Source organism: Actinomycetota bacterium, from assembly GCA_030774015.1.
GTDB lineage: Bacteria > Actinomycetota > UBA4738 > UBA4738 > JACQTL01 > JALYLZ01.
This window is the reverse complement of record JALYLZ010000112.1, coordinates 52,031-66,776: the sequence shown is the minus strand read 5'-3', so window position 1 is coordinate 66,776 and position 14,746 is coordinate 52,031. Positions and strand designations below refer to the sequence as shown.

General features: G+C 70.1%; 16 protein-coding genes. 7 read left to right on the top strand and 9 right to left on the bottom strand.

Annotated elements, in window-relative coordinates:
- From M3Q23_11225 to M3Q23_11210, 4 genes are all read left to right on the top strand, one after another.
- A partial coding sequence (locus M3Q23_11225; protein ID MDP9342638.1) for a uroporphyrinogen-III C-methyltransferase occupies nucleotides 1-215 on the top strand: 215 nt, incomplete at its 5' end.
- A gap of 116 nt (nucleotides 216-331) precedes the next feature.
- The gene (locus M3Q23_11220) at nucleotides 332-703 is read left to right on the top strand and encodes a hypothetical protein (GenBank protein ID MDP9342637.1); all 372 of its coding nucleotides are present in this window, start codon (nucleotides 332-334) and stop codon (nucleotides 701-703) included.
- Nucleotides 700-1,410 (top strand): histidine phosphatase family protein, encoded by a 711-nt coding sequence (locus M3Q23_11215; protein ID MDP9342636.1) that lies wholly within the window; start codon nucleotides 700-702, stop codon nucleotides 1,408-1,410. The genes M3Q23_11220 and M3Q23_11215 overlap by 4 nt, the downstream gene beginning before the upstream one ends.
- Before the next feature lie 69 nt (nucleotides 1,411-1,479).
- A complete protein-coding gene (locus tag M3Q23_11210; GenBank protein ID MDP9342635.1) occupies nucleotides 1,480-1,863 on the top strand; it encodes an SCP2 sterol-binding domain-containing protein in 384 nt (127 codons plus the stop codon).
- 55 nt (nucleotides 1,864-1,918) lie between these two features.
- On the opposite strand, the gene M3Q23_11205 is transcribed toward M3Q23_11210, so the two are convergent.
- A complete protein-coding gene (locus M3Q23_11205) occupies nucleotides 1,919-2,446 on the bottom strand; it encodes a PaaI family thioesterase (protein ID MDP9342634.1) in 528 nt (175 codons plus the stop codon).
- Nucleotides 2,447-2,466: 20 nt separating this feature from the next.
- Here M3Q23_11205 and M3Q23_11200 point away from each other — a divergent pair, with 20 nt between their 5' ends.
- Complete coding sequence (locus M3Q23_11200) at nucleotides 2,467-2,682, top strand: hypothetical protein (protein ID MDP9342633.1); 216 nt, start codon at nucleotides 2,467-2,469, stop codon at nucleotides 2,680-2,682.
- Between the two features lie 27 nt (nucleotides 2,683-2,709).
- On the opposite strand, the gene M3Q23_11195 is transcribed toward M3Q23_11200, so the two are convergent.
- The 5 genes from M3Q23_11195 to upp form a co-directional block, all read right to left on the bottom strand.
- Nucleotides 2,710-3,975 carry an ABC transporter permease gene (locus M3Q23_11195; GenBank protein ID MDP9342632.1) on the bottom strand — a complete coding sequence of 422 codons (1,266 nt, stop codon included), beginning with the start codon at nucleotides 3,973-3,975 and terminating at the stop codon, nucleotides 2,710-2,712.
- 13 nt (nucleotides 3,976-3,988) lie between these two features.
- On the bottom strand, nucleotides 3,989-5,344 hold the full coding sequence (locus M3Q23_11190; GenBank protein MDP9342631.1) for an ABC transporter permease: 1,356 nt from the start codon (nucleotides 5,342-5,344) through the stop codon (nucleotides 3,989-3,991).
- Nucleotides 5,341-6,888 carry an ABC transporter ATP-binding protein gene (locus M3Q23_11185; protein ID MDP9342630.1) on the bottom strand — a complete coding sequence of 516 codons (1,548 nt, stop codon included), beginning with the start codon at nucleotides 6,886-6,888 and terminating at the stop codon, nucleotides 5,341-5,343. Before M3Q23_11185 ends, M3Q23_11190 begins: the two co-directional genes overlap by 4 nt.
- A gap of 72 nt (nucleotides 6,889-6,960) precedes the next feature.
- A complete protein-coding gene (locus M3Q23_11180) occupies nucleotides 6,961-8,067 on the bottom strand; it encodes a BMP family ABC transporter substrate-binding protein (GenBank protein ID MDP9342629.1) in 1,107 nt (368 codons plus the stop codon).
- Nucleotides 8,068-8,201: 134 nt separating this feature from the next.
- Nucleotides 8,202-8,825, bottom strand: coding sequence for a uracil phosphoribosyltransferase (gene upp, locus M3Q23_11175; protein ID MDP9342628.1), 624 nt, complete (start codon nucleotides 8,823-8,825; stop codon nucleotides 8,202-8,204).
- Between the two features lie 97 nt (nucleotides 8,826-8,922).
- Between upp and M3Q23_11170 the strand changes: the two genes are divergently transcribed.
- Both M3Q23_11170 and aroF read left to right on the top strand, forming a co-directional pair.
- A complete protein-coding gene (locus tag M3Q23_11170; GenBank protein MDP9342627.1) occupies nucleotides 8,923-10,722 on the top strand; it encodes an integrin alpha in 1,800 nt (599 codons plus the stop codon).
- 216 nt (nucleotides 10,723-10,938) lie between these two features.
- Entirely contained in the window at nucleotides 10,939-12,012 is a 1,074-nt protein-coding gene (gene aroF, locus M3Q23_11165) for a 3-deoxy-7-phosphoheptulonate synthase (GenBank protein ID MDP9342626.1), read from the top strand.
- A 3-nt stretch (nucleotides 12,013-12,015) separates the two neighbouring features.
- Here the strand turns inward: aroF and M3Q23_11160 are convergent, their stop codons facing one another.
- From M3Q23_11160 to M3Q23_11150, 3 genes are read right to left on the bottom strand one after another with little or no spacing between them, the layout of a single operon-like run.
- Complete coding sequence (locus tag M3Q23_11160; GenBank protein MDP9342625.1) at nucleotides 12,016-12,804, bottom strand: hypothetical protein; 789 nt, start codon at nucleotides 12,802-12,804, stop codon at nucleotides 12,016-12,018.
- Between the two features lie 22 nt (nucleotides 12,805-12,826).
- Nucleotides 12,827-13,276, bottom strand: a complete 450-nt coding sequence (locus M3Q23_11155; protein MDP9342624.1) for a hypothetical protein — start codon at nucleotides 13,274-13,276, stop codon at nucleotides 12,827-12,829.
- A gap of 15 nt (nucleotides 13,277-13,291) precedes the next feature.
- Complete coding sequence (locus tag M3Q23_11150; protein MDP9342623.1) at nucleotides 13,292-14,482, bottom strand: zinc-dependent metalloprotease; 1,191 nt, start codon at nucleotides 14,480-14,482, stop codon at nucleotides 13,292-13,294.
- Between the last annotated feature and the right edge of the window lie 264 nt (nucleotides 14,483-14,746).

Genomic DNA, 14,746 nt, shown 5'->3' with positions numbered 1-14,746 from the left:
CCGCTGCCCTGATCGAGTGGGCCACGACCTCTCGCCAGCGGACGGTCACGGCCACCCTGGCCGAGCTCCCGGCCCTGGCCGTCGCCGCCGGCATCGGCGCGCCGGCCACCCTGGTCGTGGGCAGCGTGGTGGACCTCGCTCCGGCCCTGGACTGGTTCGGCGGCGTGTCCGCGAGCCGCGCTGCGGTCGAGTTCGCCGCAGAGCGCTCGTCGTAGCACCCGCTCCGCAGAAGCAGTCTGGGATGGCGCGGTAGGGTGAAGGGGTGCCCTCCAGCCCTCCCCGCTCGCGGAACGAACGAAGCGTAGGGCGCCGTCGCGAAGTTCGGGCCGTCATGTGGAAGGAGCGGGGACGGTGGTGCGCCCGTCTTGCCGACGACCCCGAGACCGGTACCGTCTCCGCCCCCTCCCGCGGCGCGTGCCTGGCTCGGCTGCGCGAGGTAGCCGGGCCGAGAGCCGCCCTCACCGTGGAGGTGACCCCCGAGCTGGTCGGCGTGGCCGAGGCGGCGTCCATCCTGGGGTGGGACAAGCGCCGCATCTTCACGTACCTCTCCCGGGGATCCTTCCCCCAGCCCGTGGTCGCATTGGCATCCGGGCGGGTGTGGCGCCGCGAGGACATCGAGGCGTACGCCAGGACCTGGCGGCGCCGCACGGTGCGCGACGGACCGACCTCCGAGGTCGAGCCGGCCGGGAGGGCCGGCACGTGAGCGGGCCCCGGCGCCTGTACCTGATCCGCCACGGGCGCGTCGATTTCCAGTCCCGGGACTTCCGGATCTCCCCCCGGGGCCGCCAATGGGACCCACCGCTGGGCGAGAGGGGGCTCCAGCAGGCCCAGCGCCTGGCCGCTCGCCTGGTCCACATGGAAGCCCCGCCGGTGGTGTACTCCTCGCCCTTCGTCCGGTGCCGCCAGACCATCGAGCCCTACGCCTCCCGGGCCGGCTTCACGCCGATCTTCGAGGAGGAGCTGGGCGAGGTCTTCGTCGGCGCGTGGGAGGGGCTCTCCTTCGAGGAGATCATCTCGGAGGACGAGGAGCTGGCCCGGAAGTTCCGGGACCAGGAGGCCATGTTCAGCCTGGCTCCGGGCGGCGAGACCGGCGAGCAGCTCCGCACGCGGGTGGTGACCGTGGTGGAGGCGATCCTGGAACGCCACCCGGAGGGCGACGTCCTGATGGTGACCCACGGCGGCGTGATCAACGCGTACCTCGGGCACCTGCTCGCCCTGGACCAGGACATGTTCTTCCTGCCGGAGAACGCGTCCGTGAACTCGGTCGTGGTGGAGGGGGACTCCCGCCCGTCCGGCGCGTCCAGGCGGGTCCGGTTCCTGAACGACGTCCGCCACCTCACGGACCCGCAGGTCTTCGAGCCGAAGCCCCGGAAGCCGGCCGCGGAGAGCGCGGCGCACGGGCCCGACTGACCGGCGGTCAGCGCGCAGGACCGGTCCGGATATACTGCCCCGGTCCGAGCAGAGGAAGGAGGCCACATCGTGGGTGTGCAGTTCCTGTCCGACGAGTGGGCACAGGCGGTCAAGGACGCGCTCGCGTCGAACGATTCCGTGAAGTCCGCGGCCGGGTCCATGACGGCCCGCATCCAGCAGGTCGTCACCAACCCGGATGGCGAGAAGCGGTACTGGTTCAAGCTGGAAGGTGGCGCCGTCGACCTGGGGATGGGCGACATCGACAACCCCGACGCCACCATCACGCAGGACTACGACACCGCGGCGGCGCTGTCCAAGAACGAGCTCACCGGCACGGCCGCGTACATGAGCGGCAAGCTCCGGGTCTCCGGTGACCTCATGAAGCTGATGCAGCTCCAGGGCGTGCTGGGCCAGCTCCCCGCCGCGCTGAAGGACCTCGACGTCGACTACTAGAGCCTGAACGACTGTGGGCCGGGGCTGGAGTCCCGGCCCACGTGCTCTTCCGTCCCTAGAACGCGCCCGGCGCCGGGAGCACGATGAACGTGGCGGTGGCCCGGGCCAGCAGGCGCCCCCCGCCGTCGATGACCTCAGCCTCCCCGTAGCCCATGCGCTGGCCCAGATGGATCGAGCGGCCCTTGCCCACCAGCAGGTCGCCCTCGCCTTTGGCCAGGAAATGCACGTTCAGCTGGGCCGTTCGATGAGTGAACCCCGCCCGGAGCATGGAGCGAAGGGCCAGGCCGATGGAGGTGTCGGCGACGGCCGCGATGATGCCGCCGTGCACGATTCCCTGCGGGTTGAAGTGCTGCTGCTCCAGGCGCATGGAGACCTCCGCCCGTCCGTCGCCCACGGAAAGCAGCTCCATGCCGGCCCACTGATGGAATGGAGAGGTCCGGATGCGCTCCTTCAGCGCGTCGAGCTGCCGCTCGTCGAGCCCCGCCGCCACGTCCTCGTCCACCACGCCTCCTTCGGCTCCTACGGCCAGGAGCGAGCAGACACTAGACCACGCCACCGCCACTCGCTGTAACGTCCGCAGCATCGCGCGGAAAGGGGCAGGGCATGGACCCCAAGGACATCTGGGAGACCATCGTGAAGGCGGACGAGAAGCTCAAGTACGCCACGGACAAGCTGGCCGCGATGCGGCGCCAGCAGGCCACGGAGCTCCTTCAGGAGGCGCTGGTGGAGGCGGAGAAGATCGGGAACGAGCAGCTCGCCGAGCAGGCCCGGACCCGCCTCAGGGACCTCGGGGCCGAAGGCGCGGGTCCCGATGCCTGATGACCGCGGCCACGTCCGCCTCGGGGCCTACCCCTTGATGTAGGGCTTCCCGTCGGCGGCGGGCGGGCGGGCCCGGCGGACCAGGCCGGACACCACGGCGATCGTCACCAGGTACGGCAGCATCAGCAAGAAGTCCGACGGGATCCCCACGTTCAGGAAGGACAATGCGGTCTGCAGCGAGTCGGCGAACCCGAACACCAGCGCCGCCAGGAAGGCCCCCACCGGGCTCCACCGGCCGAAGATCATGGCGGCCAGGCCGATGAACCCGCGTCCGGCGGTCATGTTCTCGTCGAACCGGCCCACCGATCCGAGCACGAAGTAGGCCCCGCCGATCCCCGCCACGATCCCGCCCAGGATCACGTTGCGATACCGCGTCCACAGCACCCGGATGCCGACCGTGTCGGCGGCCTCAGGATGCTCGCCCACGGCCCGGACCCGCAGGCCCCACCGCGTGTAGAAGAGACCCACGTGCGTGGCGATGATTATCAGGAACAGGATGTAGACGAAAATGTTGTTGTTGAAGAAGATCGGCCCGATGACCGGGATCTTCGACAGCAGCGGGATCGCGATCTCGTTGAACCGGCCCGGATCGTTCAGCGAGTTGTTCGCCTCCAGGACGCGCGCAGAGAGATAGCTCGTCATACCCAGGGCGAAGATGTTGATGAAGGTCCCGGCGATGATCTGGTCCACCCGGTAGCGGATCGCCAGCACGGCCAGCAGCCACGCCAGGAGGCCGCCCGAGAGCGCACCCGCGATCATGCCGGCCCACAGGTTGTGGACCACGCTCCCGATGACCGAACCGGTGAACGCGGCGGTGAGGAGCATGCCCTCGATACCGATGTTGATGACCGCCGCGCGCTCGCACAGCACGCCGCACAGTGCGCCGAACGTGATGGGGACGGCGCTGTGGAGCGTGCCTTCCAGCAGGCCGATCAGGCTGAGCGAGTTCCCCCTGTCCGCCCACGTCAGGAAGGCCGCCACGAACAGGAACACCACGATACCCAGCACGAGGTAGATGCGCCGGCCGAATCCCCGCGTGAGCTGCACGCCTCCCAGGAACGCGCACACGGCGGCCAGGACCAGGGCCCCGCCGCGCGACGGGATGACGATGTTGGGCACCTTCGCCACCGAGCCCCGCACCGGGTTCAGGACGAACGTCGAGTGAAGGCCCGCGGGCGCCCCCAGCCCGAACCCCACGGCGATCACCGCGGCCGCCGCCAGGAAGACGAACCCCGTCACCATCGCCCGGCGGGAGGAGATGGGCCGTGCGGCGGCGGTGGCGGCCAGGCTCATGCTCGGGACCCCTTCATGCTCCCCATCCCTTCGTGAACGCCTCGGGGCCCGCCACCCGCCGGGCCTTGATGCGGAAGATGCCGCGAACCAGAGCCGGGGCTGCGACGAACATGATCACCAGGGCCTGGATCACGGTGACCAGGTCGATCGGGATCTGGGTGTTGACCTGCATGGTCAGTCCTCCGACCTGAAGGATGGCGAACAGGAACGACGCGAAGACCACGCCGAGCGGCCGGGACCGCCCCAGCAAGGCAAGGGCGATGGCGGTGAAGCCTAGACCGGACGCGAACCCGGGCGAGAGCGCGGGCGTGGCGCTGGCCAGCTGGTTCGCCCCGGCCAGCCCGGCCACACCGCCCGCCAGGGCCATGGCCACGACGTAGGTCCAGGCCGGGCTCATGCCGGCGGTCCTGGCCGCGTCCGGGTTCGCTCCGACCGCCCGGAACTGGAACCCGATGGTGGTCCGGTTCAGCAGCCACGCCACGGCCGCCGCCGCCCCCAGGGCCACGAAGATGCCGGCGTGGATGCGCAGGTGCGCCCCCGCGAGGTGCGGGTACGCGGCCAGGACCGGTCTGGCCACCGGGGTGTTGGAGCCCTCGGGCCGGAAGAACTTTCCGATGCCGCCGGCGTCCGATAGCAGGTAGTCGATCAGTAGGGCCGCAACGAAGTTCAGCATGATCGTCGTGATGACCTCGTGGGCCCCGGTCCGGGCCTTCAGAAATCCGGGAATGGCGCCCCACAGCGCGCCGCCCACGAATCCCCCCGCGATGATGAGGGCCAGGTGGATCGGCCCCGGGAGGCTTCCGAAGGCGATGCCGACCACGGTGGCCAGGATCGCGCCCGCCGAGATCTGTCCCTGCGCCCCAATGTTGAACAACCCGGCCCGGAACCCCAGCGCCACGGACAGCCCTGCCAGGATCAGCGGCGTGGCAGTGACCACGGTCTCCGACAGCGGGCCGAAGGCACGGGCGATCTGGAGGCTGTCGCCCGACTGGATGGCCTGGACGATCTGGCGGGGGTTTCCCAGCGCGCCGGAGAACAGGGCGCTGTACGCGTTCGCGACCGCCGTGCCGGAGGCCCGCAGCGCGCCCAGGGGGTCGGAGAAGAACGAGCTCCACGCGGTCAGGGCGGCGTGGTCCGAGAAGATCACGATGATCGCGCCGATGGAGAGCGCGGTCACCACGGCCAGCGCCGGGACGAGGAGGGCCCGGTACCAGGGCTCCTTCATAGTCCCGACGCCGGTCAGGGCCCCCAGCGTGCCCTCGGGCAGCGTCGCCTTGACCTCGCCGCTCGACCGCTCATCGGCCTCCGGCTCGACCTCGTCGTCGGCCGGATCCTTCCCCTGATCGTTGGTCTCCAGTTCGTCGGTCACGAGGTCACGGCTTCCTGTTCCGGCGGCTCCGGCCCTGCGCCAGAGCGGGACCCCGCCATCAGGAGCCCGATGCCCTCCCGGGTCGCCTCGCCACCGGGGACGATGGCGGTGATCTTGCCCCGGTACATGACGGCGATGCGGTCGGCCAGGGCCAGCACCTCGTCCAGCTCGGGCGAGACGATCAGCACGGCCACGCCCTCATCGCGCTTCTCGATGATCCGGCGATGGATGTACTCGATCGAGCCCACGTCGAGGCCCCGGGTTGGCTGGCTGGCGATCAGCAGGCGGATGGGCCGGGAGAACTCGCGGGCCACGATGACCTTCTGCTGGTTCCCCCCGGACAGGGTGGCCGCCGGCTGCTCCAGCGACGTCGCCCGGATGTCGAACGCCTCCTTGCGCTCCTTCGCCGCGGCCATGACGGCGTCGTCATCGCGCACGATCCCGTGGGCGAACGGCGGCTGGTCGTAGGTGTCCAGGACCAGGTTGTCGGCGATGGAGAAGTCCACTACGAGGCCGTCGCGAACCCGGTCCTCCGGGACGTGCCCGACGCCGGCGTGGAGCACGTGCCGAGGCGACGATCGGGTGACCTCGCGGCTCGCCACCCGGACTGACCCGGCCGCTGCCGGGCGGAGGCCGGTCAGCGACTCCACCAGCTCGGTCTGCCCGTTGCCTTGCACGCCGGCCACGCACACGATCTCACCGGCCCGGACGTCCAGGGAGACGCCGTCCACCGCCAGCTGGCCCCGGTCGTCGTGGACCACCAGCCCGTCCACCTCGAGCACGGGATCCTTCGGCTTCGCCTCGGTCTTCGAGACCCGGAGCTGGACGGTGCGGCCCACCATCATGGAGGCTAGTTCCTCTTCCGAGGAGCCCTCCGGCCTCGCCGTCCCCACCACCTTGCCCCGCCGCAGGACCGTGATGCGGTCCGCGATGGCCAGGACCTCCTTCAGCTTGTGCGTGATGAAGATGATCGACTTCCCGGCGCCTTTCAGGGACCGCATGACGGCGAACAGGTCCTCGGTCTCCTGTGGCGTGAGCACCGCGGTCGGCTCGTCGAGGATGAGAACCTGCGCCTCGCGGTATAGGGCCTTCACGATCTCCACGCGCTGCTGCACGCCGACCGGAAGCTCCTCCACGATGGCGTCGGGTGGGACCTCCAGGCCGTACCGCTCACTGATCTCCTTGACCCGGTTGCGGGCCGCCCGCCGGTCGAGGAGCCCGAAGCGGCCCACGGACTCCACGCCCAGCATGATGTTCTCGGTCACCGTGAACACCGGGACCAGCATGAAGTGCTGGTGGACCATCCCCAGCCCGGCGGCGATGGCGTCCCCGGGCGACGCGAACGTGACGGGGGCGCCGTCGATCAGGATCTCGCCCTCGTCGGCGTGGTACAGGCCGTACAGGATGTTCATGAGCGTGGTCTTGCCGGCGCCGTTCTCGCCCAGCAGGGCGTGGATCTCTCCCTGCTCCACCGTGAGGTCGACGTGCTCGTTCGCCACCACGCCGGGAAAGCGCTTGGTGATCCCCCGAAGCTCCAGTTTCACGGCGCCTCTTCTCAGTCAACGAGAGAGGGGGGTGCCTGGCCCGGCACCCCCCTCGGCTCGCTTGCTCGTCCCTTACGCAGCGTAGTCCGCGGGGTCGACGGAGACGCTCCCGTCGATGATCCCCGCCTTCAGCTGGTCGAGCTTGGTCTTCAGGGCCGCCGGAACCTGGCTGTCGAAGTTGTGGAACGGCGAGATCCCGACGCCGTCGTTCTCGAGCGTCCCCAGGTAGTTGGTGCCGCCTGGGAAGTCGCCCTTCACGACCTGGTCGATGGCCGTGTACACGGCTGTGTCGATGTGCTTCTCGATGCTGACCAGCCACAGCTTGGCGTATTCCGGAGCCGAGATGAACTGGTCGGTGTCCACGCCGATCATCATGACGTTGCCCGCGTCCTGGGCCGCCGCCGCGGCCCCGAGGCCCACCGGGCCGGCCACCGGCAGGATGATGTCCGCGCCCTGCGAGATGAACTGCTCCGCGATGCGCTTCCCGTTGTCCTGGTTGGTGAAGTCACCGGTGAACGTGCCGTCCTGCTTGACCGGGTCCCATCCCAGGAGCTTGACGCTCGTCCCGTTGTCCTTGTTGTAGGCCAGGATCCCGGCGGCAAGGCCGTTCATGTAGATGGTCACCGTCGGGATGTTGATGCCTCCGAACGTCCCAATCGTGCCGGTCTTCGTCACGCCGGCGGCCAGGTATCCGGCCAGGAACGCGGCCTGGTCGGTCTGGAACGTCAGGCCCTCCACGTTCGGCGGGTTCGCCAGGTTGCCCTTCTTGTCGAAGTAGGCGTAGTCGACGATGGCGAACTTCAAGTCCGGGTTCGCGGTGGCCGCGGCCTGAGTCGCGTCACCGAGCAGGAACCCGACCGTCACCGTGAGGTTGGAGCCCTTCTGGACGCACTGGTTGATGTTGGGCACGTAGTCCTGGTCCGACTTGGACTCCAGGAACACGCCCGTCACGCCGAGTTTGGACTCGGCGTCAGTCACGCCCTTGTGGGCGGTCTGGTTGAAGCTCTTATCGTTGAAGCCGCCCGAGTCGGAGACCTCGCACACGCTCACCCCCGCACCGGGCTTGCCTCCGGTCGTTCCACTGGCCCCATTGGTGGTCGTGGTCGACTTCTTGCTGCACGCGGCCCCGATCAGGGCCACGATTGCAATCAGCGAGACGACCCGAGCTGCACGTCTCATTGGCGCTTCCCCTCCTTCCCCGGAGCGACGGCTTCAGAGCCAGATTGGCCCGAGCCGCCTGCCCCCCGGCCTCTGCCCCGCGGCACGGCTGCATACTCTCCTGGATACGCGCACGTGAGGTCAAGCGGCTTCGGTTACTCGGTGCCGAACAGCCGGTCCCCGAAGTCGCCCAGGCCCGGCATGATGTACCCGCGGTCGTTCAGCTGCCGGTCCAGCGCCGCCGCGAAGATGGGGACGTCGGGGTGCTCGGCCTCCATCTTTGCCAGGCCCTCCGGCGCGGCCACCACGCACACGAACCGGATGTCCGCGGGGCTCCCGGCCCGCACCGCCCGGCACGCCGCCGACCCGGAGCCGCCCGTCGCGAGCATGGGGTCGAGCACCAGCACGTGCCGGCCCGTGAGCGGGGGCATCTTCTCGTAGTACGCGTTGGGCTGGAGGGAGGCCTCGTCCCGTTCCAGGCCCACGTAGCCCACCGCCACCTCCGGGAACAGCTCGGTGACGGCCTCCAGCATGCCCAGGCCGGCTCGCAGGATGGGGACGGCCACCAGGTCGCCGGCCACCACCCTCCCGGCCGTTCGTTCGAGCGGCGTCTCGACCTCGACCTCCCGGGTATCGATGCCCCGCACGGCCTCGAGCACCAGGGCCAGGGTCAGGCGCTTGGTCAGGGTGCGGAAGATGGGGGGAGCGGTCGTCCGGTCTCGGAGCGCGGTCAACAGGTGCGCGGCCAGCGGGTGGTCGACGACCGTGAGGGGCACGATGCGGATGCTACTACCGCCCGATGGCCGAATGGGAGCCCCGTTGCGCCTGGTTGCAACAACGGGCTACTGTCCGGCCACCAACCAGGGGGGTGGGGGAATGCGCCGGCTGTCGCTGCTCGTCGTCTTCACGCTGCTCGTCGCGCTCGTCATCGGTCCAACCGTTGCGGCATCGCCGCACAAGCGCTCGGATGCCGGGACCACGTCGAAGTCCGACTGCCCGAAGAACCCGGACCAGAACAGGCCCAAGAAGAGCGACACGCGGTGCCTGGCCGACTCCGGAGCGGGAGTGGCTCGGGCCGACTTCAACGGGGACGGGTTCTCCGACGAGGCCGTGGGCGTCCCGCTCGAGGACCTGGGATCCGCCTCTGCGCCGATCCCGGACGCGGGGGCCGTCGACGTCGTGTACGGCTCCTCCCAGGGCCTCACCGCGACCGGGGCGCAGTTCCTCACGCAGGTCGTGACCAGGGTAGGAGGGGACCCGCCCGAGGCCGGTGACCGGTTCGGCTCGGCCCTGGCGGCGGGCGACTTCAACGGCGACGGGTTCGCCGACCTCGCCGTGGGGATCCCGTTCGAGGACGTCGTCTCGGTCCTCGATGCCGGCGAGGTGAACGTGTTCTTCGGCTCGCCCTCCGGCCTGGTGACCCCGGCCGCCCAGATCGTCACGCAGGACTCCTCCATCGGCGGTGTGCCCATCGCGGACAGCGCCGAGACCGGCGACCTGTTCGGCTCCGCGTTGACCTGGGGGGACTTCAACCACGACGGAGACGAGGACCTCGCCATCGGGGTCCCCGGGGAGTCCGTCATCACCTTCAGCGGCATCCTGGTCAACCGAGCCGGTGCGGGTGCGGTGAACGTCCTTTACAGCTCGTCCAGCGGCCTCATCGGGGCCGGGAACCAGTTCTTCACGCAGGACAGCGGCAACATCCCCGACTCGGTGGAGGTGGGCGACCACTTCGGAGCGGCGCTCACCGCCGCTCGGATCGAGTGCTGCGACGTCGCCGACGACCTGGTCGTGGGCGTGCCCGGCGAGGACGTCGGGACGATCGCCGACGCGGGCGCGGTCAACACCATCGCCTCCTCCAACAACGCCGGCCTCGATGCCACCCAGGCCACGCGGTTCTGGACCCAGGACTCCGTGCTCGGCAACATCCCGGTGGCAGACCAGGCCGAGGCCGGGGACCAGTTCGGCGCCGTGCTCACGACCGGGGACTTCAACGGCGACGGCACCAGGGACCTCGCCGTCGGGGTGCCCTTCGAGGACATCTTCAGCCTGGCCGCCGACATGAACCTGGCCGACGCCGGAGCGGTGAACATCCTGTACCAGTCCTTCGGCGGCGGACTGATCACGTCCGGGAACCAGTTCGTCACTCAGGGAGATTTCAGCTTCGATCCGACGGAGGCGGGCGACGAGTTCGGTGCCGCGCTCGCGGCGAACAACCTCAACCAGGACACCAACACCAACGCGGTCGGCACGTTCGCCGTCGACGACCTGGTGGTGGGCGCGCCCCTCGAGGACCTGTTCGACCCATCCACGGGGACGCCTCAGGCAGACGCCGGGATCGTCAACTTCGTGTTCGGGTCTTCCAGTGGGCTGGTGACGACGTTCCGGGGGGTCGAGGAGACCTTCGGAGACGGAATCGAGGCGGGAGACCGGTTCGGCGCCTCGGTAGCAGTCTGGAACTTCAACGGAGCCGACTCGCCGGACGTCGCCGTGGGGATCCCCGGGGAGGACCTGGGTCCGTTCGAAGGGGGCATCCCGGACGCGGGGGAGCTCTACGTCGCCTATTACAACGTCGTGAACGGAGACCTCAACGCCGCGGGCATCGGCACCCTGACGCAGATGGACATCCCGGGGACGGCCGAGAAGGGCGACCAGATGGGCTCGGACCTGTACTGAGACGGCATCTCGTTCCGAGCAGGCCTTGCACGATCCGGGCGGATCGGGCAAGATGCCGCCCACGATGAAGCGGTTCTTCTTTGGCGGCTGGTATTTCGCGGGGCGTGGCCCGGCGTAGCCACCTGTTGCCAACAGAAGCACCGACAGGGACCCCGGGCCAAACCCCCGGGGTTCTTCCGTTCCCGGGGCCGGCCCGCTGAGGACCGGGAGGTCGCGATGGTCGTGGTGATGAGGAGCGACGCCAAACAGGAGGACATCCTCCGTGTGGTCATGCGGGTGCAGGACGCGTCGGGGGAGGCCTACGTCGTGAACGGGAAGTTCCGGACGATCATCGGGCTGGTCGGCGACACCGAGGCCTTCCTGTCCCTGCCGCTGTCGACTCTCCCCGGCGTGGACCACGTGGTCCAGGTGGGCAAGCCCTACAAGCTGGTGGCCCGGGAGCTGCACCCGGCCCTGACCACGGTGCAGATCGGGAACGCGCTGGTGGGTCGGGCCGGGGTCGCGATCATCGCGGGCCCCTGCGCGGTGGAGAACCGGGACCAGGCCCTGGCCTCGGCCCGGGCCGCCCGGGATGCCGGCGCCACGCTCCTGCGGGGGGGCGCGTACAAGCCCAGGACGTCGCCGTACGCGTTCCAGGGGCTGGCTCGCGACGGCCTGGCCATCCTGGCGGAGTGCCGCGAGGAGACCGGTCTTCCCGTGGTGACCGAGGTCATGGAGGCCCGGGACGTGGAGCACGTGGCCGAGGTGGCGGACGCGCTCCAGATCGGGACCCGGAACATGCAGAACTTCTCGTTGCTGAAGGAGGTCGGTCGGGCCCAGCGGCCGGTCCTGCTGAAGCGAGGCCTGTCCGCCACGGTGGAGGAGTGGATCATGGCGGCCGAGCACATCGCCCAGCAGGGGAACTCCGACATCGTGTTGTGCGAGCGGGGGATCCGCACGTTCGAGCCGTCCACCCGGAACACCCTCGACCTGGCCGGGATGGCCGTGGCCCAGCTGGAGACCCACCTGCCGGTCATCGTGGACCCGTCCCATGCCACCGGCCGGCGGGACCTGGTGCCGGCCATGGCCCGGGCCGCGCTGGCGGCCGGGGCCGACGGGATCATGGTGGACGTGCACCCCTCACCGAGCGAGGCCCTGTGCGACGGCCCCCAGGCCCTCACCCCGGACGACCTGATCGGGCTGGTGGCCGAGCTGTCGGCGCTGGCCCGGGCCCTGGGACGGCCGGTCACCACCCCGGCCGAGCGCGCCGACGAAAAGGGACTGCCCGCTGCCGCCGTGGGGGCCCGGTAAGGCTCAGACGGAGACGACCGGCGTGAGCTCCGCGATCACGCAGGACTGCCGCCATCGGGCGATGGATTCCTCCGGTGGCCCGAACCGGCTCCGCCGCCGGTCCGCCAGGAGCTTGATGGCCTGGTCGTACTCCGGCTGGCCCGGCTCCAGGACCCGCACGCTGGCGTGGAACCGGTCGAGCGAGGTGTCGCGGCCCTTCCGCCTGGTGATCACCACCAGCTCGGAGGCACCGGGCACGCCGGGAACGGTCTGCTCGTTCGGTCCCGGCTCCAGCTGCGACACCAGGTAGATCCTCCCCTGGCGGTACACGAACCAGGCCGGGATGGTCTTCGGTCGCTGCCCGTTGCTTCCCTCAACGCCCACCCAGATCACGTCGGACCGCTTCAGGCCGTCCTCGACGTGCTTGGGAAGGGTGGCGGGGGCCGACTGGAGGTACACCCGCACCTCGACCTCGCCGAGGACCTGGTCCTCCAGGATGAACGACGCCAGGTACGCCCCGGCCTCGGAGAGCACGGCGTCCTCGATGACGTCGGTCTCCACGGTGAGGTCCATGGCCCCCACCATGCGCCGGATGTTGGGCCCCCACCGGTAGGCCACGACTCCGGAGGGCGCGGTCAGCCGGATCTCCTCGCCGACGAAGCCGGTGGGGACCTTCCAGGCCCGGTAGGCCACGAACGGCAGGGCCCGACCGGGGAGCGACACCACGTAGATCCCCGGCGCGCCGTCCCGGCCCTGGCCCTGGTAGACCCGCAGGTCCACCAGGTTCGCGAACACGAGCTCACCGAGCGGCATCGGGAGGAAGGATAGTCGAGGCTCAGGCGGTGCGGTCGCCCAGGTTCCGCCGCATCCAGTCGGCCAGGGCCAGGATGCCGTCGCTCTGGGCCTGCCCACCGCCCAGCCCGCCCAGCAACCCGGTCCCCTTCATCATCATCAGCTTGAACTTCTCGCCGTCGGTGGTCTGCATCCGCAGGGTGAGGGCCGCCTCGTCCAGGATCGCTTCGGGAGCCGTCCACCACCCGCCGCCGGCGCCGTCGACGTCGGCCGAGGCCAGCGACTGCGCCGTGATCGAGAGGGAATCACCCTTCGGCTGGAGCCGGCGGTCGAGCGGCACGAGGAGCAGCCGCCGGTCGGTCACGGCGATCGCGTACAGCTGGCCGCTGAAGGTCTTCTGCTGGGTCGCGGCGACCAGGCCCTGGAGCGACTCCCCGGCGTCGAGCTGCGCCTCGACCCGAGGCCGTACGGTGGTCGCGAAGTCGCCCGGCATGTCCGGGATGCTACGTCAGGCCGCCCGGGCCAGCCAGAGGCGCGGCTCCTCCAGCTCGGGGAGGGAGGGGAGGTTCTCCGCCGAGTCCCACATCCGGGCCAGCGTGGCCTCGTCGGTCAGCTCGACCACCGTGTCGCAGAACTGGGTGCCCAGCCGGTACTGGTCCCGCTTCATCTCGATCCCCAGAAGCCGTTCGAACACCGGGTCGTCGCTCTCGCCCTCGCGGCTGCGCCGGAGCGCCTCCCCGATCTGCGACTCCGAGCCCAGGAGCCTGGCACCCAGCTGCGAGGTGACGTGGTCGCCGTAGCCCTCGGCGGCGATGACGAACGACTGGATCCGGGCCAGCTTGAGGCGCTGCTCGTCGTCCATCACCGGCCCGAACAGGCCCTCGTCGGACTGGAACAGCCCCTGGAGGGCCTCGGGGTCGGAGATGTCCATCCGCTCCAGGCGCTCCTGGAGGCCGCCCAGGTCGAGGTCCAACGTGGAGGCGTAGTCGCGGACCAGGCCCACCAGGTGGCCCCGGACCCAGGGGCGGGCGAACTCGAAATGGTGGATGACCTCGTGCACGGCCACCCGGGCCCGGAACTCGAGGGGCGGCAGGCTCCATTCCTGCTCGAACCGGGCGATGTTCGGCACCACGAACTGGAGTGTGCCCGGTCCCGGGCGGGGGAGGGCCACGTCGTACTGTCCCAGGGCTCGCTGGCCGATGGTGCCGAGCACGGTCCCCGTCTGGACCCCGAGCAGCAGCGCCGAGAGCGGGCCCAGCATCGCGGCCGCGCCGGCGAACTGCCCCCCCATCTCCGCCGGAAGCTGGTCCTGCTGGAGCTTCGAGAAGGACTCGCTCATTCGGGTGGCGGCCGGCTCGATCAGCTCGCGGAGGCCCCGGATGCTGGCCTCGACCCACTGCGAGCGGCGCTGGACCTCCACCGTGGCGACCTCCGGGGGGGAGGGGAGGCCGGTCAGCTCAGCCACGTGCAGCTCGGCCGCGCGGACGGTGTCCTCGAACCCGCTGCGGTCCTCGTCGGTGGGCGGCGGGTCGTCGGTTCCCCAGCTGGCCACCGCGATGGCCACCTGCCGGGCCAGCTCCCAGTTGACCGGGCCGGTCCCCGACAGCAGGACCCGCTGGATCTCCCGGAACAGGGGGATCTCCGAGAACACGTCCCCCAGCGGCACCTCGGGAGGCTTCGGCGGCTCCGGCTCGTCCACGTGACCCATTCTAGGAGGCAACCGACGTTCGGCCGGCCCCCATCAGGCCACGGTCACGGGTTTCCCGGACATCGCGGTTGGCCGGCCACCCGCCTTTGGTGTAGATCGGAGGAGTTCGGCCGCATCTTGGAGCCGCTTGACCGGGGGGAGCCACTCCCGCCGCTAGGGGGGGCCTCAGTCGAATCCCGGTGGCTTGCATATGCCCGGAGAAGCGTCGCTAAATCGGGCTTTGGGAGCACAGATAGCGAAAGAAATGGAAAACGG